This window comes from Desulfitobacterium elongatum, from assembly GCF_055378975.1.
The window spans coordinates 4,191,660-4,215,891 of record NZ_AP038772.1 but is presented as its reverse complement, the minus strand read 5'-3'; the positions used below and the strand labels follow the sequence as shown (position 1 = coordinate 4,215,891).

Sequence of the window (24,232 nt, the reverse complement as noted above, 5' to 3'; positions counted from 1 at the left end):
GTGAAAAGAACCTTTTTTACAGCACTCGCCGCAACGTTAATAACCTTAGCCAGTGCGACCTCGGTATTTGCTTGCGGATTGTGGGCGTATCAGCCAAAGACACCAAAAGCCTTACAGAAGTAATGACAAACGAACCTCTTGAGAAGCTGGGTTAAAACCCAGCTTCTTAAGACTTGGAGGGTAATATGAGCAGAATTCTTCCAAAACGATCTATTATTCAAACGACTTTATTTAATATTACTATATGTATTTTTATATTTGGGATATCCTTCGTAATTTTATTTGGACAAAGCTTTTGGGAGAAGGAAACGATCAAACTTAATTACCAATTGTTAAGTAGAGTCCATGTAGTTGAATCAGAAATTCAATCCAAAATTGACTTTAGCTATCTGATCAATGAAAATAGCTTGACGAAAGAGCAAAAAATTCAAAAATTATATGAAGTAATCGAGCCACTACTTTATCAAGGGGATAGCTATTCAGTTGCTTATTATGATTTAGCCCTCGATTGGGTCGTTTCAAATAATAGCTCTCAGTTTTTAAGGAAGGATGTCCTTTCTGCTCTTGAAAAAGATAAAGGGATTCAGGAATTGCTTTGGAACACGATGAGTTTAATCAGTGTTCCAGTATATCAAGCAGGGGTTTTAAGAGGATATGTTTTGGCTTATGCAATGAGACCTGAGTTCCTATTGAAATCATTTACCGGAGTAAGCATTTTTTTTATTTTAACTATTAGCTTTTTAGCAATAACTGTGTTCTTTTTTCGAAAACATATAGAACAAATACAGGATTATTTAAAACACTTCAGTGAGTCAATTATCCATCCTGATCGTAATTTGGACTGGGATGCTGAGAAACTTCCGGAATTAAAACCTGTCCTGAGTACAATTGCTTCTTATACGGAAGCTTTAAATCATGTTAACCAAGAGCTCCATGCATCCCAACGAAAGATAACGCAAATCATGGAAGGGATTTCGGATGGCTTTTTTTCTGTGGATAAGGACTGGAGGTTTGCCTTCGTAAATCAGGAAGCTGAAAAGTTTTTCAACCAGTCATATAAGGAATTGTTGAGAGAAACAATCTTTGAAGTTATACCTGATTTTAGGGAATCCATAATGCATCAAAAAATGCAGATGGCTTTGGCAAAAAATGAAGCGATTCAATGGGAAGTTGAGGGCGATTCTTCAGATAGATTCTACTCTTGTCATGTATATCCATTCGATGAGGGATTATCGGTATTTTATAGAAATATTACTGAGTTTAAACATCAGCAAGCGGAGTTTGCCCGACTTGAAAGACTCAATCTGATCGCTCAATTAGCAGCAGGAATCAGTCATGAGATAAGAAATCCGCTGACTACAGTCAAGGGATTTCTTCAACTGCGCGGTGCGAAGGTTAAAGACCCTGAAGATAAAGAGTATTACGACTTGATGATTTCTGAAATTGACCGTTCGAACTCCATCATTACTGATTTCTTATCTCTGGCAAAATCGAATTTAGATCAAGCTAAACCTCGAGATATCAATGAAATCATCCGTAAAATTTACCCGATGCTTCAAGCAGATGCCTATTACAATAACAAAGAGGTTGTTCTCGAGCTAAACGCTTTACCGATTCTATCACTGAATGAAAATGAGATACGCCAGCTCCTTTTGAATCTTGTACGGAATGGATTAGAGGTTACACCAGAGCATGGGTGTGTGATTATTCAGACCTATGAAGAAGAAGGAAAAGTCATATTGGCCGTTAAAGACCAAGGGGATGGAATTCCAGAGGAAGTTCAGGAGAAAATAGGAACTCCCTTTTTTACAACGAAAGAAAGCGGAACGGGATTAGGAGTTGCGATTTCTTTCGGAATCGCTCGCAGGCATAAAGCAGATTTAGTGTTTAACACGGGAAGTCAGGGAACAACGTTCAAGGTTATTTTCACATTGTAAGTGTAACGGAGTGTCAATTCGCCATTCATGTGTTGACAGGTATAAAGACTTTTGGTAAAACTAAATAAAAAATGAAGAGGAGATAGATTCTTTAATGTATAAAAGCCAACAGCCTTTACCAGATGAATATATCTTTCTGAATGAAGCACAAATGGACGAAAGAATCCGTAAAGCCAAAGCGGACTTAGGTTCTAAGCTCGTTATATTAGGTCATCACTACCAGCGTAATGAAGTTGTTCGCTATGCTGACTACCGGGGGGATTCCTTGAAACTTTCCCAACTGGCTGCAGAAGAGAAAGAAGCGGAATTCATTGTTTTCTGTGGAGTTCATTTCATGGCTGAGACTGCGGATATCTTGAGTTCACCTGAACAAAAGGTTATCCTGCCGGATATTGAGGCAGGATGCCCAATGGCCGATATGGCTGAGCTCAGTGATGTGGAAAGGTGTTGGGACCTGATTACCTCACGATATAATGAGGAGTTCGTCCCTGTAACTTATGTTAATTCCACAGCAGAAGTTAAAGCCTTCTGCGGGCGTCATGGGGGAATGACCTGTACCTCTTCAAATGCTTCGAAAATCTTGAAAAAACTCTTTAGCGAGGGGAAAAGCATTCTTTTCATGCCTGATGAGCATCTTGGGCGGAACACGGCGCTTCATTTGGGCTTAGACCCGAAGGATATTCTCCAATGGAACAGAGAAGATATGGATATCAAACTTCCAGAGGCTACTCCAAGACTTATTCTATGGGATGGGTATTGCACCGTTCACCAGAAGTTTGAACCACAACACGTCGATGCTGTGCGGGATAAGTATCCGGGAATTAAGGTAATCGTACACCCTGAATGCAGCCATTCAGTTGTTGAAAAGGCGGATTTAGACGGTTCAACTGATTTCATCATTCGGCAGGTTACAGAGTCTCCAGCAGGAAGCGTTTGGGCAGTGGGTACGGAGATTAATCTCGTGAACAGGCTTGCTAAGGAGAATCCGGATAAGACGATTGTCTGCCTGAACGAGAATGTCTGCTTATGTGTCATGATGAGTCGGATTAGTCAACCTCATCTTCTCTGGGCTTTAGAGAGCCTTCAGCAAGGGAAGATCGTTAATCAGATAAAAGTGGATTCTGGCGTAGCAGAAGATGCTATCTTGGCTCTGGATAGAATGCTTGAAATGAGTAAGTAGAAATGAAGATTTGTTGATATGAAAAAGGGGCTACCTTGTTATGAATGTCTTGTCCATAGACATCATTTCAAGGCGGCCCCTTTGATTAAGGTCGGTACAATGTTTGCTTCTCAATAATGCGTTAATCTGATTCTGACTCTTCTAAGATCTCATTTTTATAAATCTCGGATTTCTCATCGATATAGAAAGGTAAGAGAGAAACCACAATATGTCGATTTTTTAAGAGTGAGCTTCCAATGAATAAGCTGGTGTTGTTGTGGAGCATCATTTGCCATGATTTCGGGACAATAAACTGAGGGAGTAAAACGGTAATGACATCCCCGGGTCTTGAGGAGTGCTCACTCGATTCAACATATTCTACAAGCGGTCTCGTAATTTCCCGATAGGGTGATTGTTTAATAATGAGGGGAATGTCTGTATTTAGCTTAGCCCATTTGGTTTTGAGTTTATCGGCTTCTCCCTCATACGTCTCGACGTGAAAGGCTTCCACTTCGTGAGAGATACATGTGGCATAGCGTAGAGCTTTGATCACCATAACATTGAGGCTTTGAACGGGAACAATGACATAGGAGGTTCCTTGTTTCTTCAAGCGAAGATGTTCAAGTCGCTCATTCGGAACGTCTAACTGCTTGGCTATGATACCGTAATGCCTTTTTATCTTCAACATCATGAGCACGAGTATAGGGATTACGATAAGGACAATCCAGGCTCCGCTCATAAACTTGGTTACAGCAACGACTAAAACAGTAATGAATGTAATGATTGTACCTAAACCATTGACAATTGCTTTGTATTGCCAACCCTTTGGCTTCAAACGGATCCAATGCATGAAGATACCCGCTTGGGCAATGGTGAAGGATGTGAAAACCCCGAGGGCGTAAAGAGGAATGAGTAAGTGGGTCTCACCTCGGAAAATAATGATAAGGGTAGCAGCTGCTATAGTAAGTAGCATGATTCCATTAGAGAAACCTAACCGACGGCCACGGAGAGCAAATTGCCGGGGAACGTAGCCATCCTGCGCTATGATCGAGAGAAGCGTGGGAAATCCAGCGAAAGCCGTATTAGCAGCCATGGCTAAGATGATTGCAGTCGTCGCTTGAATCGCATAGAACATAAAGCCTTTCCCAAAGACTTGGGTCGCGATTTGGGCGATAACGGTTTGGTGCAGGTTGGGTACGGTTTGATAGATCTTAGCGAGATACGTTATTCCTCCGAATGTGAGGGTAACCGCTAAAGCCAAGATAAGATAAGCAAGTTTTGCATTTTTAACGGCTGGCTCTTTGAAGTTAGGCACAGCATCGCAAATGGCTTCAACTCCCGTTACGGCAGCGCAACCGGAAGAGAAGGCCTTCATCAATAAAAATAAACTAATGGCTTGGGTTCCAAAGGTGACGGTGGATTCAGGGATTGCTGCTGGTAGAATTGAAACATTTCCAGAGGCACTTTTTACGATTCCGGCAATGATAAGTATAAGAACAGATAGAATAAAGGCATAGGTCGGGATGCTAAAGACTTTCGAAGAATCCTTGACCCCACGTAAGTTTCCAATCGTTACTAAAGCAAGGAGAAACAAGGCGAGAGCAACACGATGAGGGAAAAGCACGGGGAAAGCAGAAGTCAGTGCAGCGGTTCCTGCACTGATACTTACTGCTACCGTTAAGATATAATCGACGGAAAGTGAAGCCCCAACGATTAACCCGAGTTCAGTCCTTAGATTTTCTTTAGCGACGGTATAGGCTCCGCCACCATTAGGGTAGGCTGCGACGATTTGTCGGTAGGAAATTGTGAGTATGAGAAGAAGAAGAATGATAGCTGCGGCAATTTCCGGTAGGAAAACGTAGGAAGCAAGACCGATGATGGGCACGAGAGCCCATAGAATCTCTTCTACTGCATAGGCGACGGAGGAGATGGCATCGCTCGCTAGAACTGGTAAGCCCCAGAATACAGAAAACTTCTCCTCGCCAAGTTGATTTGTTGCCAGTTTTTCACCTAATAACCAGCTTCTAATCTTTATTAGCACGTTGTTTAACCTCTTTACAATCTTTCTCTTAAACTTGAAACAGAGACTATATTAACACTTTTTGGAGTAAAGTAAAGAGAATTATTTTAAGAAGCAACTCCGGCGAACTGACTGTTATACAAGTCGGCATAGAAGCCGTCTTTTCTAAGCAATTCTTGATGTGTTCCTTGTTCGATAATCCGACCATGCTGCATCACGAGAATCAAATCGGCGTTACGAATGGTTGAGAGACGATGGGCAATGACAAAACTGGTTCTTCCTTGCATGAGTGATAGCATGGCCTTCTGGATATACGCTTCGGTTCGTGTGTCCACACTGCTGGTGGCTTCGTCGAGGATTAAAATGGTCGGATCAGCCAAGATAGCACGCGCAATGGTGAGGAGCTGTTTTTGCCCTTGCGAGATATTTGAGGCTTCTTCGTTGAGTACCGTGTCATAACCTTCTGGCAAAGTCCGAATAAAATGGTCTGCATGGGCAGCCTTGGCAGCCTGCACGATCTCTTCGTCTGTCACAGCATCTTTTCCATAGGCAATATTAGCTCGAATGCTTCCATTAAAGAGCCACGTGTCCTGTAGAACCATCCCGAAGATCCGGCGGAGTTCGCCACGCTTGAGGTCGCGAATATCAACCCCATCGATTTGAATGGAGCCTTCGCCAATTTCGTAGAACCGCATGAGTAAATTGACTAAGGTCGTCTTTCCTGCTCCCGTGGGGCCGACGATTGCGATAGTTTGTCCTGGCTTTATCTCGATATTCATATCATCGATGAGAGCTTCTTCTTCCTTATAACGAAAGGCGACATGTTCAAAGGTGACATGCCCTTCACTTTTAGTCAGGGGCTTGGCCTCTTTAGCATCGGGAATCTCCTCCACTTCATCGAGAAGTTCAAAGACTCGCTCAGCAGACGCAATTGTCGATTGAATAATATTCATGATATTGGCGGTTTGGACGATGGGTTGAGTGAATTGCCTGGAATACTGAATGAAGGCTTGAATGTCCCCGATTTCAATGGCCCTTTTTGTGACAAGGATTCCTCCAACGACGCTCACCAGCACATAGCCAATGTTACCGATAAAGGACATGAGAGGCATGATAATGCCAGAAATGAACTGCGCTTTCCAACCCGATTGATAGAGCTTTTCATTGATCTGATCAAATCGCTGAAGGGATTGCTCCTCGCGCCCGAAGGCTTTCACGATGGCGTGACCGGTATACATCTCTTCGACATGTCCGTTTAGCTCACCTAAGGTTTTCTGTTGTTCTGCGAAGAATTTCTGAGAACGTTTCGCGACCTTTGCGGTGACAAGAAAGGAAAGGGGAAGTGTAACGAGAACAATAAGTGTCATTAGCGGGCTGATGGTTAGCATCATAACGATGACACCGACTAACGTTACAATCGCAGTTATGAGTTGAGTAATACTTTGCTGGAGAGTCGTGCTTATGTTATCCACATCGTTTGTCACACGACTCAGGATTTCCCCATGGGTTTTGGTATCGAAGAACTTTAGGGGAAGACGGTTGATTTTTTCGCTTAATTCATTGCGTAGGTTATAAACGGTCTTTTGAGCGACTCCAGCCATTAAAAATTGTTGGAAGTAGCTAAAGATTGCACTGATAAGATAGAGTCCGATTAATAGTAGAATAATTCGGGCTATCCCCTCAAAGTCTACTCCAGCGCCGGGAATATGCTTATATTTCGCTATCATCCCTTCAAAGAGCAGAGTGGTGGCCTTTCCCATAATTTTGGGGCTGACGATACTAAATACTGTGCTTAGGATAGCCAGAAGAAATACACTGATGAGTTGAAGGCGTCGAGGTTTGAGATAGCCTAGAAGTCTTCTGAGAGTTACTTTGAAGTTTTTTGCTTTCTGTACAGGTTGCCCCATTAGAGGTCCCCCTAGAGGACCTCTGCGTTCTCCGGGGCCCATCGGACCGACTCGTTTGTCTTTATTTCCTTCGCTCATGCGATCTCCTCCTCGGACAATTGTGAGGAAACAATCTCACGATAGACCTCACAGGTACTTAGTAGCTCTCTATGTTTACCCATTCCAGCGATTTGCCCATCCTCTAAGACGATAATCCGATCAGCGTCCATAACGGTACTGACCCTTTGGGCAATAATGATTAGGGTTGCTGAAGTGATCTCTTGTTTGAGGGCTGCTCTAAGAAGGGCATCTGTCTTATAATCAAGTGCCGAGAAGCTGTCATCAAAAAGATAGATTTCAGGTTTTCTGACCAATGCACGGGCTATGGAGAGACGCTGCTTCTGTCCACCCGAGAGATTTGTCCCACCTTGGGCTATGTGAGAATCGTACCCCTCCTTCATCCCTAGAATAAAATCGTGAGCCTGTGCAATCTGGGCGGCGGTATAGATTTCTTCGTCAGATGCATTTTCTTTACCATAGCGAATATTATCTGAGATAGTTCCGCTGAAAAGCACAGCCTTTTGTGGAATCAAACCAATCTTTGAACGAAGGGCTTCGTGGGACATCTCCCGAACGTCGACTCCATTGATAAGGACTTGTCCGCTATCGACATCATAGAAACGTGGGATGAGGTTAATGAGCGTGGTCTTACCTGAACCCGTTCCACCGATGATTGCAGTGATCTCACCTGGATTTGCCTGGAAGGAGATATGGCTAAGAACGGGATTCTCTGCACCCGGATAGCTAAAGGTCACATCTCTAAACTCGACCTGTCCTCCTTGCTTGGCTGGTAAGGTGATGCTCCTGGGGTCGCTAATGGTAGGTGAAAGCTCAAGAACTTCGTTAATTCTCACTGCGGAGGCTTGGGCTCGAGGAACCATAACAAACATCATAGAAACCATAATCAGGGAGAAGAGAATCTGCATGGCATATTGAATGAAAGCCATCATATCTCCTACTTGCATTTTCCCTTGATCGATACGCAGCCCACCAAACCATACAATCGCGATGGTAGTCAGGTTCAGAACCAACATCATCACGGGCATCATAGCGGCCATGATTTTATTTACTTGAATGGCCGTTTGAGTTAAATCTGAATTTGCATTATCGAAGCGTTTCTTTTCATGCTCAAGGCGGTCAAAGGCACGGATCACTCGAATTCCCGTCAGATTCTCACGGAGAACGAGGTTCAAATGGTCGAGCTTTACCTGCATGGCCTTGAAAAGCGGAATTCCCTTCTTAGCAATAATGAAGATGGCTAAGGCAAGAAACGGAAGTACAACGACAAAGATCAGGGAAAGCGTAGCATCTTTCGATACGGCCATAATGATTCCGCCAACAGCCATAATCGGTGCGGTCACCATCATCCGTAAGATCAAAATGAGTACCTGTTGAACTTGCGTGATATCATTTGTTGTACGTGTGATCAGGGAGGCGGTACCAAATTGGTTAAATTCATTGAGCGAATAGTTCTCGACTTGGGCAAAAACGTTGGAACGAAGATTTCGGCCAAAGCCAGTAGCAATCTTTGAGGATAACAGACTCGCGTAGATAGATAAGAAAGCGCTTCCTGCAGCGACCAAGAGCATTATGCCACCGACTCGAAGAATATAGGGAGTATCTCCTTGGATGATCCCTATGTCCACGATGTCAGACATCAAGGTTGGGAGATATAATTCCGCGAGAGATTGGAGAAATAAGAAGATTAAAACGATGAAGACTGATGTGGCAAACGGTTTCAAGTGCTTGAGTAATTTGAGCATTATCTTTCATCTCCCCTTCTTGTAGGATTCCCTGTGCCTGAGTTCATTTGTCCGATGACTAACCGCCACTAAACTCCTGCTCTTAAGCGGGAGATAAGTGGCGCTAAGTCCCTCGATAAGAGCAACTAAACTTCAGGTGGAGTTGAAACTCCACCTAAAGTAAGTTTCCTTTATTATTTTTCCTCTCTCTAAAAAAGTCGAGTGCTGTAGATAACAGCCTGATGAAGTCCCTGCTATCCTGCTCTCCTAAAAATGAAATTAATTCCTCTACCATTTCGACGCGCTCAGTACAAAGTTGTTTCATAATTTCTTTAGACCGAGTTGTTGCTCTAACTAAAACAAAGCGTCGATCTGTAGGGTCCGATAGTCGCTCGATATATCCGCCCTTTTCTAACGAATTAATAGTATGAGTCACTCCACTGGGAGTAATGTGTAGCATTTCGCTAATGTCTGAGACCTTTAAGCCCTTGGAGTCCTCCTTAGAATGGTGAAGCAGAAGGTGTAACAATACAAATTCACTGGGTTTTATTCCATATCTTGAGGAATGATGTTGACCTCCGATTCGTCTAAATTGTGCGAGGGTTTGCAATAACTCTTGAGCAAGTTCTTGTTGAAAAACGTCTTTCATTTTATCACCTCAATATTTTACTTAGTAAAGTATAGGAGGCTTATTGTCAAATGTCAATAAGGAGATATGTAAAGAAATGGCTTCTGCTACGTAGGACCTTTTGATGAAATAGGCTTTCCTCAAACTTAAATATTGTATACATAGTATAAAACAGTTGAAATAGTAGGTTATTTTATGTTAATTTAATCTTAGAAATTAAAAAATGATAGAGCAAAGACGCTCGTAAGGGATTTGTACTTTAAATAAGTACATCCACTTAGGAGTGTCTTTTTCATTTTCGGAAAAACAAAGGGGGATAAGAATGATGAAAATCTTTGGAATGAACGTATTTAATGATGCGACCATGCGGGAGAGATTACCCAAGAATATCTACAAATCCTTGCGAAATACCATCGATAATGGGTTGCCTCTCGATGCTGGTGTAGCCGAAGTTGTGGCTAACGCGATGAAGGACTGGGCGATTGAAAAAGGAGCCACTCATTATACTCACTGGTTCCAGCCTATGACAGGGTTAACAGCTGAGAAGCATGATTCTTTTATCTCTCCGACTGATGATGGACGCGTTATCATGGAGTTCTCAGGCAAAGAACTTGTTAAAGGAGAACCCGATGCTTCCTCCTTCCCCAATGGCGGAATTCGTTCAACGTTTGAAGCTCGAGGCTATACGGCGTGGGATTGTACTTCTCCGGCCTTCCTGAGAGAGGAAGGAAATAATATCGTTCTCTGTATCCCAACGGCTTTCTGCTCCTATACAGGGGAAGCCTTAGATAATAAGACCCCCTTATTACGTTCCATGGAGGCATTATCCAAGCAGGCTGTCCGAATCTTACGGCTCTTCGGGGATACGGAGACAACACGCGTAACGAGCACGGTAGGTCCCGAACAAGAGTATTTCCTCATTGATAAGACCTATTATGAGAAGAGGCTGGACCTCATCCTCACCGGGCGTACCCTTTTTGGCGCTAAGCCTCCGAAGGGGCAAGAACTCGAAGATCAATATTTCGGAAGTATCAATGAACGAATTGCTGCGTTTATGAATGACTTGAACGTCGAGGCTTGGAAATTAGGAATTTCCGCTAAGACGCAACATAAAGAGGTTGCTCCTGGCCAGTATGAAATTGCGCCGATCTTCACCTTGACGAATATCTCTACGGATCATAACCAATTGATCATGGATCTCCTTAAAAAAGTAGCCACCCGTCACGGCCTGGTTTGCTTACTTCACGAAAAACCCTTTGCTGGGGTGAATGGCTCGGGTAAGCATAATAACTGGGCTTTAGGAACGAATTCAGGTAAGAATCTCTTAGACCCTGGTTCAACTCCTCATGAAAATGCCAAATTTCTCACGTTCCTATGTGCAGTGATTAAAGCCGTTGATGATCATGCCGATTTACTCCGTGCCTCCGCTGCCAATCCGGGAAATGATCACCGTCTGGGTGCGAATGAGGCTCCCCCTGCGATTATATCTATCTTCTTAGGGGATCAGCTTAGCGATATTATTGCCCAACTCCAAAATGGAGGAGTCACTCATTCAAAATCGGAAAGCAGAATGACCATCGGGGTGACCACGTTACCGGCCTTACGAAAGGATTCAACCGATCGGAATCGGACCTCTCCCTTCGCCTTTACGGGTAATAAATTTGAATTCCGGATGGTGCCGTCTTCCCAATCTATTGCAGGTCCGAATATTGTGCTGAACTCCATCGTTGCTGATGTGCTTTCGCAGATGGCCGATCGCCTGGAGAAGGCAGAAGATTTTAATGGTGAGCTGAAAAAGCTTTTAAAAGAGATCGCCATGACTCATGCACGGATTATCTTCGATGGAAATAATTACTCTGATGAATGGGTTGAAGAAGCGGAACGTCGCGGCTTACCGAATATCCGTTCAACTGTCGATGCGATTCCAGCTTGGGTAACTGAAAAAGCGGTAGCCCTTTTTGAAAAGCACGGAGTCTTAAGTCCAACGGAACTGCATTCCCGCTATGAGATATGCTTAGAGCAGTATAGCAAAACGATAAACATCGAAGCTCAAACCATGCTTTATATGGTGAAGCGTCAGATTCTTCCGGCGGGGCTAAAATATGTTAATCATCTGGCTTCAGGGGTACAAACTTTGAAAGCAATTTCGACGAGTCTTCCGGTATCTGTCCAAGAGGGAATTCTGAACAAGGTTTCTTCCAATATTGTTTCCTTGAATCAAAATCTCGAAGCCTTAGAAGAGAAGGCCCAAAAAGCGCAAGAGCTTCATCACGATGCTTATGAACAAGGAGTGTACTACCGAGATCACGTCTTCCAAGCAATGACAGCATTACGTCAGGATGTCGATCAACTCGAAGAATGGGTAGATAGAGAATTTTGGCCGCTTCCGACCTATGCAGAGATGCTGTTTAAGCTGTAAACATGATAACGAGTTTAGAAGGTTAGAAATTAAAGCGGGATCGATCCACATGGGGTCGATCCCGCTTTTTTAATCAGGAGCATTGGGTGTAGGCTAGGAAGATTGGAGCTGAATATACGGCGGAAATAACTTGCCGGCTCAGCTTCACTTTTAAATTTCACTTTTAAATATTGTATACATTGAGTTAAACGGTTGAATCATAGGTGTTCTTATGTTAAGTTAAATTTACAAATAAATACTGTAGAGCAAAGGCGCTCGAAATAGCTTTGTACTTTCTAGCTAAGGTACATTCTATTAAGAGCACCTTTTTGTTTTATATATTTAAAAATTCCAACAGAGGGTGAGTAATATGCAAAGTTATGGTTTGCCAAAGAAACAGGGCCTTTACGATCCAGCATTAGAACACGATGCATGTGGTATGGGATTTGTAGTAAATATCAAGGGTGAGAAATCTCATAACATCATCGAGGAAGCCTTAACTGTGCTTGAAAACTTAAGTCACAGAGGTGCAAGCGGAGCAGACGAAAATACAGGTGACGGCGCAGGGATTCTAATCCAGATTCCTCACGATTTCTTTAAAAGGGAATGTGATGTTCTGGGATTTGATTTACCGGAAAAAGGCAGCTATGGCGTAGGTATGATATTCGCCCACAAGTATGAAGATTTTAGAAAAACGCAGATAGAGACCTTCGAAAGAATTGTTCAGGAGGAAGGTCAGAAAATCCTGGGCTGGAGAGAAGTACCTATCGATAAAACAACCATCGGTGAAGGTGCCAAAGCTGTAATGCCTAGATTCATCCAAGTTTTTATCGAGAAAGATGCCAGAATATCGGATGAAATGGATTTTGAAAGAAAGCTTTATATCATAAGGAAAAGAGCAGAAAAGGCAATCGTCCCGATGTGTGAAGAGAAGGGAGGCACTTTCTATGTCGCCAGCCTTTCCTCCAAAACCCTAGTATATAAAGGTATGCTTACCGCTGAACAACTTCGTAATTTCTATCTGGACCTTTCGGACCTTGATTTTGTCTCAGCACTTGCGATGGTCCATTCAAGGTTCAGCACCAACACCTTCCCAAGCTGGGAGAGAGCACATCCTAATCGGTATATCGTCCATAATGGCGAGATTAATACAATTCGTGGGAACGTAAACTGGATGAAGGCGAGACAGAAATGTATCGATTCACCTCTCTTTGATGACCTCTCTAAAGTCTACCCTATCGTCGACGATTCAGGCAGTGACTCTGCGATGTTTGATAACAGTCTTGAATTCCTGCACCTTACTGGAAGGTCGCTCCCTCACGCCGTGATGATGATGATTCCGGAACCTTGGGAAAAAAATGAACTGATGTCCAAGGAGAAAAAGGACTTTTATGAATTCCATAACTTTCTGATGGAGCCTTGGGATGGTCCTGCGGCTATGGGTTTCACGGACGGTGTGGTCATCGGTGGAGTACTGGACAGAAACGGACTTCGTCCTTCACGGTATTATGTAACAAAAGACGATCGTGTTGTTCTGGCCTCAGAGGTTGGGGTAATTGACATCAAGCCTGAAAATGTAAAGTACAAAGGCAGGCTGGAACCAGGTAAAATGCTGCTTATCGATACCGCAGCAAAGAGAATTATCTCTGATGAAGAAATTAAACACAATGTCTCGATGCTCCATCCCTATGGAGAATGGAACAGCAGACATATCGTTAAACTTAGCGACCTGCCTGTTGAGGAAGCAAAGGAAGAGCAGGTAGGGGAAGACCTTATTAAGCAACAGAAAGCTTTTGGATATACGTTTGAGGATATCACGAAAACTATCCAACCTATGGCAGCCGAAGGAGTAGATCCGATTGGAGCTATGGGTATGGATTCGCCACTCGCTGTATTATCTGAGAAACCTCAGATGCTGTACCTTTACTTCAAGCAGCTATTTGCGCAAGTTACCAATCCACCTATTGATGGGATAAGAGAAGAGATTATCACCTCGAGCAGCATTCTGCTTGGGGATACCGGGAATTTGCTGGATCCTGATCAGAAAGATTCTGCCAGCCTATTCCTGGAGCATCCGATTCTAACGAATGAACAGCTTCAGTCAATCAAGCAACTGAATGGTGGCAAGTTCAAGACCGTTAGCATTTCCATACTTTATAAGGCCTCAGCAGGGGTAAAAGCTATGGAAAGGGCTTTGGACAGAGTTTTTAGAGAAGCGGATAAAGCGATTAGCGAAGGAGCAAATATCATTATCCTCTCTGATAGAGGCGTCAATGAGAAGATGGCCGCAATTCCTGCGCTTTTGGCATCCTCTGGACTTCACCACCACCTGATTCGAAGAGAGATTAGAACGAATCTAGGAATCGTGCTGGAATCTGGTGAACCAAGAGAAGTGCACCACTTCTGTACTCTTATCGGGTATGGGGTTACTGCCATCAATCCTTATCTAGCCTATGAAACGATTAAGGACCTCTCTGAAAAAGGAATGCTCAATGGACAGAGTTACGCAGAAGGTAAAAAGAATTTCATTAAGGCTTCTGTAAAAGGGATTCTTAAAGTACTCACGAAAATGGGTATTTCTACAATGCATAGCTACCATGGTGCCCAAATCTTTGAAGCGGTTGGGCTTAAGAAGAATCTTATCGACAAGTATTTCACGATGACCCCCTCTAGACTCGAAGGGATAGGTCTGGAAGAAATCGCACTCGAAAATCAAATGCGGCATGAAAGTGCCTATGACGAAAACTCACTTTATACGGATACCCTTGAAGTGGGCGGACACTTCCAGTGTAAGGATGACGGGGAAGTTCATCTCTATAATCCTGAAACTATCTACATGCTTCAGAAGGCCTGTAGGGAAGGTAATTATTCCGTTTTTAAGGATTTTTCGAAAAAGATTAACAATGAGGAAATATACACCTTAAGGCATCTTTTAGATTTCAAAATCAATGCAGGGGATACCATTCCTATCGAAGAAGTAGAATCAGTGGACTCAATTGTTAGAAGGTTTAAGACGGGAGCAATGTCCTACGGCTCCATCAGCAAGGAAGCCCACGAATGTCTTGCCATCGCCATGAACAGATTAGGTGGAAAAAGTAACACGGGTGAAGGTGGAGAGGATTACGAACGTTTCAAGGTCATGGCCAACGGTGACACTAAAAATAGTGCCATTAAACAGGTAGCCTCTGGGCGTTTCGGTGTGACCAGTAACTTTCTTGTTAATGCACAAGAGATTCAAATCAAAATGGCTCAAGGAGCTAAGCCTGGTGAAGGCGGTCAGCTTCCAGGACGTAAGGTTTACCCGGAGATTGCCAAGGTAAGGCATTCAACCCCAGGCGTCGATCTCATTTCACCGCCACCGCACCATGATATCTACTCCATCGAAGATCTGGCTGAATTAATTCATGACCTGAAGAATGCAAACAGGGATGCACGGATTAACGTCAAGCTCGTTTCTGAAGTCGGCGTAGGAACCATTGCGGCAGGGGTAGCGAAAGGAAAAGCGGACGTCATTCTGATCAGCGGATATGACGGAGGAACCGGAGCTTCACCAAGGACAAGTATCCAAAATTCAGGACTTCCCTGGGAGCTTGGGCTTGCAGAGACGCATCAGACCTTGGTGCTAAATAAGCTGAGAGATAGAGTGGTTGTCGAAACCGATGGAAAATTGCTTACCGGTAGGGATGTCGTTATCGCGGCAATGCTCGGAGCAGAGGAATTCGGATTTGCAACGACGCCACTCATTGCCATGGGATGTATCATGATGAGGGTTTGTAATCTCAATACCTGTCCTGTCGGAATAGCAACTCAAGATGAAGCTCTACGGAAAAACTTCACAGGTAAGCCTGAGCATGTCGAGAATTTCATGCGATTTATTGCTCAGGAAATGCGTGAAATCATGGCTAAGCTGGGCTTTAGGACAATTAATGAGATGGTTGGTCGTTCAGATCGACTGAAAAGCAAAGAGAATGTAAAGCACTGGAAGGCAGCCCACTTGGATTTGTCCCAGATTCTCTATCAACCGTATGCGGGTGCTGATGTGAGTCGATACAACACACAATCACAGAAGCATATGCTGGAAGAGTCTATGGATATAAAGAAGCTTCTTAGAATTTGCAACCCGGCACTTGAGCATAAAACACCTATAAGATCTAAGCTAAAGATTAATAATGTGGACCGGGTTGTCGGAACCATCATCGGCAGCGAAATTTCGAAGCGATATGGTGAAGAAGGACTTCCTGAGGATACGATTAAGCTTTCCTTTGTAGGCTCGGCAGGACAAAGCTTTGGGGCATTTGTTCCGAAGGGAATGTCTCTTGAACTTGAGGGAGATGCTAACGACTATCTAGGAAAAGGTCTTTCCGGCGGAAAAGTAGTAGTTTACCCACCGAAGACTTCTGACTATGAACCTGAGCAAAATATCCTAATTGGAAATGTCGCTTTCTATGGGGCAACTTCAGGAGAAGCCTATATCAACGGGATAGCCGGAGAAAGATTCTGCGTAAGGAATAGCGGGATAAAAGCGGTCGTCGAAGGCGTAGGTGATCATGGCTGCGAATATATGACAGGGGGCAAAGTAGTTATCCTGGGTAAGACAGGAAGAAACTTTGCAGCCGGAATGTCTGGCGGTATTGCTTACATTCTGGATTTTGACGAAATATACTGCAATAAGTCATTGGTGACCCTGGAGAAGATTGAAGCTGAAGAAGAAATGAACGAAATCAAGGAAATGATTCAAAAGCATGTTGAGCATACAGGAAGTCCACAGGGCAAGAAAATTCTTGCTAACTGGAAAAGCTATTCACTGAGATTCACCAAAGTCATACCAAAGGATTACAAACGTATGCTTACTAACATTGATAAGGCCAAGAAGGCTGGTTTTAGTGGCGAGGAAGCCTTGATGGTCGCATTTAAAGAGAATTTTTAAGATGCTTCAAGGACTTTAGGAAATTAAGGTGGGACTAAAATGGGAAAAGCGACTGGATTTTTAGAGTATACAAGAATAGATCCAAAGAAACGAGCGCCAGAAGAGAGAATCAAAGACTGGAACGAGATAAAGCTTCCGCGGGATCCTGAGGTGATAAAAACTCAGGGTGCAAGATGTATGAATTGTGGAGTGCCCTTTTGCCACGGTGGTGTGATGTTAAGTGGTATGGTATCTGGATGTCCTCTGCATAATCTTATACCAGAGTGGAATGAGCTCATCTATAAGGGGCAGTGGGAGGAAGCCTACAAAAGGCTGAGTAGAACGAGCCCTTTCCCGGAATTTACGTCAAGAGTGTGCCCTGCGCCGTGTGAAGGCGCCTGCACTGAAGGGCACATCATGGAGTCTGTAACGATTAACTGCATTGAATACGAAATCATTGAGAAAGCCTTTGCAGAAGGCTGGGTAGTCCCTAAAAAGGGTAAAGTCACAGGGAAGAAAGTCGCGGTTGTCGGTTCCGGACCTTCTGGAATGTCCGCAGCTTATTATCTAAATGCCGTAGGACATGACGTGACCGTTTACGAGAGAAACGACCGAGCCGGTGGACTGTTGATGTATGGGATTCCCAACATGAAGCTCGAAAAGAGATTTGTGGAAAGGCGTCTTGATCTTCTGAAGGCGTCAGGAATCAAATTCGTGCTGAATACAGAAGTGGGCAAAGACCTCCCTGCCCAAGAACTCGTTGATCAGTATGATGCGGTTGTGCTGTGCGCAGGTGCGACGAAGGGGCGAGGACTTGATGTTGAGGGAAATGAGCTTAAGGGAGTTCACTTTGCGGTAGACTTCCTGAAGGCTAATACTAAAAGTCTCCTTGATTCCAATCTTGAGGATGGCGGCTTTATTAGTGCCAAAGGTAAGAATGTTATCATCATCGGCGGAGGGGATACAGGAACTGACTGTGTAGCCACCTCCCTAAGACATGGCTGTGAGAGCGTCTACCAGTTTGAAATCATGCCTGAACCACCTGTGAAGAGAATAGAAGAGTCTAACCCCTGGCCGGAATGGCCGAAGAAGCTTAAAGTGGACTACGGTCAGGAAGAAGCCATAAGTCTCTATGGAAAGGATCCAAGAAATTATCTCATCTCCACGAAAAAGATTGTGGGTAATGAACAGGGTGAGGTTAAAGAAGTCCATACTGTAGAAATCGCCTGGGTTAAGAATGCTTCAGGAAGATTAGTGCCTCAGGAAGTCCCGGGCAGCGAAAAGGTCTGGAAGGCTGACTTAGTTCTTCTAGCAATGGGCTTCCTCGGTCCAGAAGACACGATTCCCAATGAGTTAAAGCTTGAGCGGGATTCCCGTAGCAATGTAAAAGCAGACTATGAAGTTTTTGAGACCAATGTAGAAAAGGTCTTTACCGCAGGCGACATGAGAAGAGGTCAAAGTCTCATTGTCTGGGCTCTCCAGGAAGGAAAGCTTGCCGCAAGGGAAGTCGATAAATACCTCATGGGTAAAAGCGTTATAAAATAAGTAAGAACGTAAGTAAGTAACTAAAAAAAGAAAGCAAGAAAGTAAGAAAGGCCCGTAACACTGAAATATGTGTTACGGGCCTTTACATATACGCCCAGCACATCTGGCTAGGGGAGGGCTCGCCTGTACAGATAAGTGCGCTATTCAAAGTTTTCAGAGGTTAATAAAGGAATTTACTTCATTTTGGAGAAGTTTCCAAGTGAGCCCGCAATATGTGTAAAGAAAGTAGAGTTAGCCTTAATGAGATAAGAAGGTGCTCAAAAAAGATTCAATAACAACAAAAAGAAAGGAACGAAAAATCTTTATGAAATTTGCAAAAGGAAATATCATAAAAACAATTTTATGGATTGCTTTTATCTTAATCTCTTATTACGTTATGCTCGTACCCATAAACTTCCAATCCGGGATTTTTTGGGTGTACTTGTTGGCAGTGCTCCTATTGGGCACAGTACTATTTTTTTCAATTCAAAGGACTTCAAAGAAATTGACTCTCAATAGCAAAATATCTTTTTATTTGCTAATTATGTCAACGGTTGTATTACTAGTAGGTGGAGTAATGGCAGTCTACTCCCTACCTATTTTTCATGCAAAACAATATGCAACTTTAATTGAAAAACAAGATGGAAATTTTGCTAAGGATGTAACTGAGCTACCCATTAATAAAATCCCGACAGTTGACAGAGATACGGCTCAAAGACTTGGGGATAGAAAAATGGGGGAAATCGTTGAGTTAGTCTCGCAGTTCAGCGTAGCACCGGATTACACGCAAATAAACTATCAGGGAAAACCAGTGCGAGTATCTCCTTTGCAATACGCGGGGTTCTTTAAATGGCTGAATAATACTAAAGCTGGAATCCCCAATTATATTATGGTTGATATGATCAATGGAGAAGTAACTTTAGAGAAACCTGAACAAAATATTAGGTATTCTGAGAGCGAGCTGTTTGGGAGAAACGTACATAGATATTTAAGATTTAACTATTTGACCGATATTTTCGGAGACTTTAGTTTTGAAGTCGATGATAAAGGAACGCCTTATTGGATTGTATCAGTGCATAAAAATAGAATTGGTCTTTTTGGTGGAACAGATGTCAAAGAAGTGATTATGTTAAATGCATCAACAGGAGAGCATCAGAAAGTCAAACTAGATGAGGTTCCCCAATGGGTTGATCGAGTTTTCGAGTCCGAACTTGTGGTGAAGCAAGTCAATTACAACGGTAGATATCAAAATGGGTTCTTGAATTCAGTTTTTGGTCAGCAAGGGGTACTCGCGACTACCGAAGGCTATAATTATCTCGCCATTGATGATGACGTGTATTTGTATACGGGTATTACCTCTGTCGTGCGTGATGAATCAAACATCGGATTTATTCTTGTCAATCTACGGACAAAGGAAACGACCTTTTACAGTATACCGTCAGCAGAAGAGTATTCTGCCATGGATAGCGCTCAAGGAGCAGTACAAGAGAAGCGTTATGTCTCCACCTTCCCGATTCTTCTAAATATTAACGGAAAACCGACCTATTTTATGTCCTTAAAAGATAACGCAGGGCTGATAAAGATGTATGCTTTAGTGGATGCCGAGAATTATCAGAAAGTAATCACCGGTGTGACCGTCGAAGAAACGGTTGGAAAGTTTAAAACGGGAAGTGGCTTCAAGGTCGAAGAAATTCCACAAGCGCCTAAAGTAGAATTTGAAATAACAGCGAAGATTACTGATATCCAAAATGTCGTTATCGAAGGGAATACGTTCTACTATATCCTGTTAGAAGGACAGAGTGATGTCTATATTGCGAATATCTCCAAATCAGAACGGTTGCCCTTCCTGAAGATCGGCGATGAGATCAAGGTAAAATATGTAGAGGACAGTGAAAAGGTGAATAGCATCGTGAAGCTATTATAAGCATACCTTAAGAGTCTTGTTTGCTCGTGGAAACAGGGGAACAGGTCCCTTGTTTCCTGATTGAAAAGTATGGTTGAATTAAAAGCCCGTAACACATTAAAGACGTGTTACGGGCTTTAAGACATTCTGATCGTTTTTTACGAATAAAGTTTTCAGGTATTTAGTCTATGGTTGGCTCATTAATTGCTTTGCTTCCCAATAGAGAACTTGAACAAATTTCTTAGTATTGATCTTACTGTTAGACATTCCGGGATCCGTGTCGCTTTCAAGTTCAGACATCTTTTTCCGTACTTCGTTAAAATCAAAGAATTTCGAGGCGTAGCGTTCGAAAGTGGGGTTAGAATAATCGGTTAAGCCGAGGGATGAAATATGAACAAGAGATTGATAGATCGCTCTGCGAATTCTTTGCTCGGAGGCTTTGATCTCTTTAACATGATCGGAGTGTGGGGTATTAATCATCTTTTGTTGGGCGATATTTTGAAAGATTTCTTTAAGAGAAGGGAAGGAGAAAGAGGAGCCAGCTTCCTTTTCCAAGCAATAGAGGTATTCGAGCATGCTCAAGAGATCTTTGCTTCCAGCTTCCCCTAGCATACTTAATTCGGACAGAAGAAACGTACCCGAACTGGAAATATTTTTTTCTTTATAGGGTTTTTTATGCCCAGAAGGCTCAACACCATCCAATACATTGAGGGACTTTTTTATATCCTGGACGGATCGTTCTAGAAGTAAATGACTGTTCACTCTTTTTAAGATGTTGACGAACTCAACACGGTTCAGAGGCTTGGAAATATAGTATTCTACACCTAGGGAATAGGCTTCGCCAATTAAATCTTTAGACTCAACCTGTGATAACATGACTATCTTGCCTGGAAAAGAAGAACCAATAGTTTTAATCGTTTCTATTCCATCTCGAATAGGCATGAGAAGATCAATAATGAGGACATCGACTTTACCCAGAATCAGAGAATCTTCTGTAACACCTGAGCCATTTTCTGCTTCCCCAACGATTTCGCCGAAGTCCTCGTCTTCAATGATTTCTTTGAGCATGGCGCGTATAGCCGCATCATCGTCGACAATAAAATAACGCATTTCCATCTACTCCTTTTTGGATAGACTTTGCACAGGTATGGAAAGAACAAAGGTTATGCCTTGGTGATCCGCATCCTGTTTAAGGTTAATTTGGCCGCCTAGATTTTCCATAACTTGTTTAACATATGATAAGCCTATTCCAGTAGAAGGTTTTCCTGAAACATCAAATTTAGTCGTGAACCCTGGTTCAAACATAACGTCGACTAAATGAGGAGATACTCCAGACCCATTATCCGTCACATGAAACATCACGAAGTCTTCAACGCGCTGTAAGGAAATCGTGATTTGTCCTGTTTCCTTAATTGCTTCTACAGCATTGGCTACGAGGTTATTCATCAGGGATAGAACGGTGTAGGTATGATACTTCGGGTGCTCCCCTTCAAGATTGAATATAAAGGTAATCTCTTTTCCAAGGAGCAGAGCGTATCGTTCATTTGACTTAATAATGAGGTCGCCAAGCTCTTCAATTTTCATATAACTCGAAATGTTTTCATCGGAAATAATCTGAGATAGATTAGCGAAGATACGCTGACTATCTTTTTTTATTTCATGGATTTGACCAGCCAGTTTTAAGGCATCTTGAGCCAAGGTTTTACTTTCTGGAGTAGAGCTGTTGTTTATCTGTCGGTAAAGTTCGTAGGCTCCTCGAGTAATCGTTTCAGCATTCTCTTCCATTTTTCTAATGTTAATGGATTCTTGATATAAGCCAGATATGACGAAAAGGATTTGTTCGTTGCGCTTACGTTGCTCTCGTTCTGCGAGTTGGGATTCTCTTAGCATAAAAACGCTAAAAAGCCCGATGGCAAAAAAAGTTCTTATTACAGCAATAACCATGACCTCGATAAAGAGAGGTAGTGTGATGAGATGACTTGTGATTAAAGCTCTACATGAGAGCTCCACTATACTTGCTAGGATCTCGACCGTCACGCCGAGGAGACCGAGTATTATAGGTCGGCGGTAAAAGTGGTTCATTCGGAAATAGAAAAAGAGCAGAGAGTAGGCAGTGTAATAGAAGAATACGGCATAGTGATGTCTAAAGGCATCTTCGAAGTGAAAGGAATCGAGAAATACCCATTCTAGGAAGACACGGAATCCAACCACGACGGCTCCAGTAAGCGTTCCGGATAAAAGGGGTTTGGCGGAGCGAAGCCAGAGTAAAAAAAAGAAAAAGGCTGGCGTTCCTAAACTAAAACGAAAGTAAACATCTGAGGGTTCTAGTCTTAGCTCGCCGGCTATAGGAACAATAATCAGCATTAATAGGAAAATACGCCGGTTCACATTCATGCTCACACTTCCGATTAAAAGATTTGTTTAAAATTTTACAAAAAAACTATAAATGTTACAAGAAAAATAATATTCCATAAATTCAAGTATGTATGATTTTATAGATTTTTATAGTTCCGATTATAGAATGAATTCAGAAAAAACAGTTACCTGAGACATTGAATCAGGAAACATGATTGAGCAGAAAAGATGGAACAGAGAGGAGGGCTAGCAAGGAGTATCATTTTGCTGTGGCATAGGCTGAAAGTATGGAAAATCAGGTTACTAGTCTCTTAGCTTAAATAAAGCTCATCAGATAGTTAATTTACATCAAATCGCATGCGAATATGGAGGATGTTTATGAAAAATGTAAAAATTGGTTTAGCGTGGCAGATTTTAATTGGACTTGTATTAGGTATCATTGTCGGTGCGGTCTATTACGGAAACCCAGCAGTTTCTGACTATTTAAAACCTATCGGCGACATGTTTATCCGACTCATCAAAATGATTGTTGCTCCAATCGTTATTGCTTCGTTAGTTGTCGGTATAGCTGGCTCCGGAGATATAAAGAAAGTTGGTAAATTAGGTGGTAAAACAATTCTCTACTTTGAAATTGTAACCACATTTGCTCTTGGCATGGGGCTTCTCGCTGCAAATCTAATGAAACCAGGCACTGGAGTTGACATGTCTCAACTTGCTAAAGGTGACATTCAGAACTATGTAAAGACTGCTGAAACAGCAGGGCATAGTGGTTTTGCATCAACTATTGTTAACATCGTTCCTGCGAATATCTTTGACTCCCTCGCAAAAGGGGATATGCTCGCAATTATATTCTTTGCCGTTATGTTTGGTCTTGGTGTCGCAGCGCTTGGTGAGAAGGGAAAACCAGTTCTTGAGTTTTTCCAAGGTGTCGCTGAAGTTATGTTTTGGGTAACGAATACCATTATGAAAGTTGCTCCAATCGGAGTTTTTGCTCTTATCGGTGTAACTGTATCCAAATTCGGTGTAGCCTCACTCATTCCGCTCGGAAAGTTGATTATAGCCGTATACCTAACCGTGGCCTTATTCATTCTGATTATCTTAGGACCAATTGCCAAGATGGCAGGAACAAGCATCTTTACCGTGATGAAAGTCATGAAGGAAGAATTACTTCTTGCCTTCTCGACGGCAAGTTCAGAGACGGTTCTTCCCAAAGTTATGGAGAAGATGGAGAAATTCGGTTGCCCAAAGGCTATTACCTCCTTTGTTGTTCCAACGGGATACACATTTAATCTTGACGGATCAGCTATTTATCAGGCATTGGCTGCTTTATTTATCGCCCAAATGTATGGTATTCATTTGAGCTTAGGTGCTCAAATCACACTTCTTCTTACTTTGATGTTAACGTCTAAGGGGATGGCTGGTGTCGCAGGAGCGTCCTTGGTGGTTGTTGTGACGACTCTCGGTGCTATGGGGCTGCCTCTAGAGGGATTGGCCTTCATTGCAGGGATTGATAGGATTTTAGATATGGTCCGTACTTCCTTGAATGTTCTTGGAAACTCTTTGGCATGTATCGTTATGTCGAAGTGGGAAGGCGAGTTTAACGTGGACCAATCTCGTGAGTATGCGAAGGCTATATCGACTGTTGAATTACAAGCTGCCAAATAATACCGAACTCATTTGCATCTTGTGAATTTGTAAGAGGGAGGAATTGTAG

At 42.8% G+C, this 24,232-nt stretch carries 14 protein-coding genes; 8 read left to right on the top strand and 6 right to left on the bottom strand.

The window, feature by feature from the left end:
• The 3 genes from ACZ42W_RS19835 to nadA all read left to right on the top strand — a co-directional run bounded on the left by ACZ42W_RS19835 (nt 1) and on the right by nadA (nt 3,117).
• Nucleotides 1-123 (top strand): cyclic lactone autoinducer peptide, encoded by a 123-nt coding sequence (locus tag ACZ42W_RS19835; protein ID WP_464166983.1) that lies wholly within the window; start codon nt 1-3, stop codon nt 121-123.
• Between the two features lie 62 nt (nt 124-185).
• Entirely contained in the window at nt 186-1,937 is a 1,752-nt protein-coding gene (locus tag ACZ42W_RS19830) for a two-component system sensor histidine kinase NtrB (protein ID WP_464166982.1), read from the top strand.
• 94 nt (nt 1,938-2,031) lie between these two features.
• On the top strand, nt 2,032-3,117 hold the full coding sequence (nadA, locus tag ACZ42W_RS19825) for a quinolinate synthase NadA (protein WP_464166981.1): 1,086 nt from the start codon (nt 2,032-2,034) through the stop codon (nt 3,115-3,117).
• Nucleotides 3,118-3,238: 121 nt separating this feature from the next.
• Here nadA and ACZ42W_RS19820 read toward each other — a convergent pair whose 3' ends face one another.
• The 4 genes from ACZ42W_RS19820 to ACZ42W_RS19805 all read right to left on the bottom strand — a co-directional run bounded on the left by ACZ42W_RS19820 (nt 3,239) and on the right by ACZ42W_RS19805 (nt 9,453).
• Nucleotides 3,239-5,137 (bottom strand): APC family permease, encoded by a 1,899-nt coding sequence (locus tag ACZ42W_RS19820; RefSeq protein WP_464166980.1) that lies wholly within the window; start codon nt 5,135-5,137, stop codon nt 3,239-3,241.
• An 86-nt stretch (nt 5,138-5,223) separates the two neighbouring features.
• Entirely contained in the window at nt 5,224-7,101 is a 1,878-nt protein-coding gene (locus ACZ42W_RS19815; protein WP_464166979.1) for an ABC transporter ATP-binding protein, read from the bottom strand.
• Nucleotides 7,098-8,825 (bottom strand): ABC transporter ATP-binding protein, encoded by a 1,728-nt coding sequence (locus tag ACZ42W_RS19810; RefSeq protein ID WP_464166978.1) that lies wholly within the window; start codon nt 8,823-8,825, stop codon nt 7,098-7,100. Before ACZ42W_RS19810 ends, ACZ42W_RS19815 begins: the two co-directional genes overlap by 4 nt.
• Before the next feature lie 154 nt (nt 8,826-8,979).
• Entirely contained in the window at nt 8,980-9,453 is a 474-nt protein-coding gene (locus tag ACZ42W_RS19805) for a MarR family winged helix-turn-helix transcriptional regulator (protein WP_464166977.1), read from the bottom strand.
• A gap of 304 nt (nt 9,454-9,757) precedes the next feature.
• Between ACZ42W_RS19805 and ACZ42W_RS19800 the strand changes: the two genes are divergently transcribed.
• The 4 genes from ACZ42W_RS19800 to ACZ42W_RS19785 all read left to right on the top strand — a co-directional run bounded on the left by ACZ42W_RS19800 (nt 9,758) and on the right by ACZ42W_RS19785 (nt 20,184).
• The gene (locus ACZ42W_RS19800; RefSeq protein WP_464171111.1) at nt 9,758-11,851 is read left to right on the top strand and encodes a glutamine synthetase III family protein; all 2,094 of its coding nucleotides are present in this window, start codon (nt 9,758-9,760) and stop codon (nt 11,849-11,851) included.
• 349 nt (nt 11,852-12,200) lie between these two features.
• A complete protein-coding gene (gene gltB / locus ACZ42W_RS19795; protein ID WP_464166976.1) occupies nt 12,201-16,757 on the top strand; it encodes a glutamate synthase large subunit in 4,557 nt (1,518 codons plus the stop codon).
• 39 nt (nt 16,758-16,796) lie between these two features.
• Entirely contained in the window at nt 16,797-18,281 is a 1,485-nt protein-coding gene (locus ACZ42W_RS19790) for a glutamate synthase subunit beta (protein WP_464166975.1), read from the top strand.
• A 304-nt stretch (nt 18,282-18,585) separates the two neighbouring features.
• Nucleotides 18,586-20,184: a hypothetical protein gene (locus ACZ42W_RS19785; protein WP_464166974.1), complete on the top strand. Its 1,599-nt coding sequence runs from the start codon at nt 18,586-18,588 to the stop codon at nt 20,182-20,184.
• A 165-nt stretch (nt 20,185-20,349) separates the two neighbouring features.
• Here the strand turns inward: ACZ42W_RS19785 and ACZ42W_RS19780 are convergent, their stop codons facing one another.
• On the bottom strand, nt 20,350-21,273 hold the full coding sequence (locus ACZ42W_RS19780; RefSeq protein WP_464166973.1) for a response regulator: 924 nt from the start codon (nt 21,271-21,273) through the stop codon (nt 20,350-20,352).
• A gap of 6 nt (nt 21,274-21,279) precedes the next feature.
• Complete coding sequence (locus ACZ42W_RS19775) at nt 21,280-22,557, bottom strand: ATP-binding protein (RefSeq protein ID WP_464166972.1); 1,278 nt, start codon at nt 22,555-22,557, stop codon at nt 21,280-21,282.
• 339 nt (nt 22,558-22,896) lie between these two features.
• Here ACZ42W_RS19775 and ACZ42W_RS19770 point away from each other — a divergent pair, with 339 nt between their 5' ends.
• Nucleotides 22,897-24,183, top strand: a complete 1,287-nt coding sequence (locus ACZ42W_RS19770; RefSeq protein ID WP_464166971.1) for a cation:dicarboxylate symporter family transporter — start codon at nt 22,897-22,899, stop codon at nt 24,181-24,183.
• The last annotated feature ends 49 nt before the right edge of the window (nt 24,184-24,232 follow it).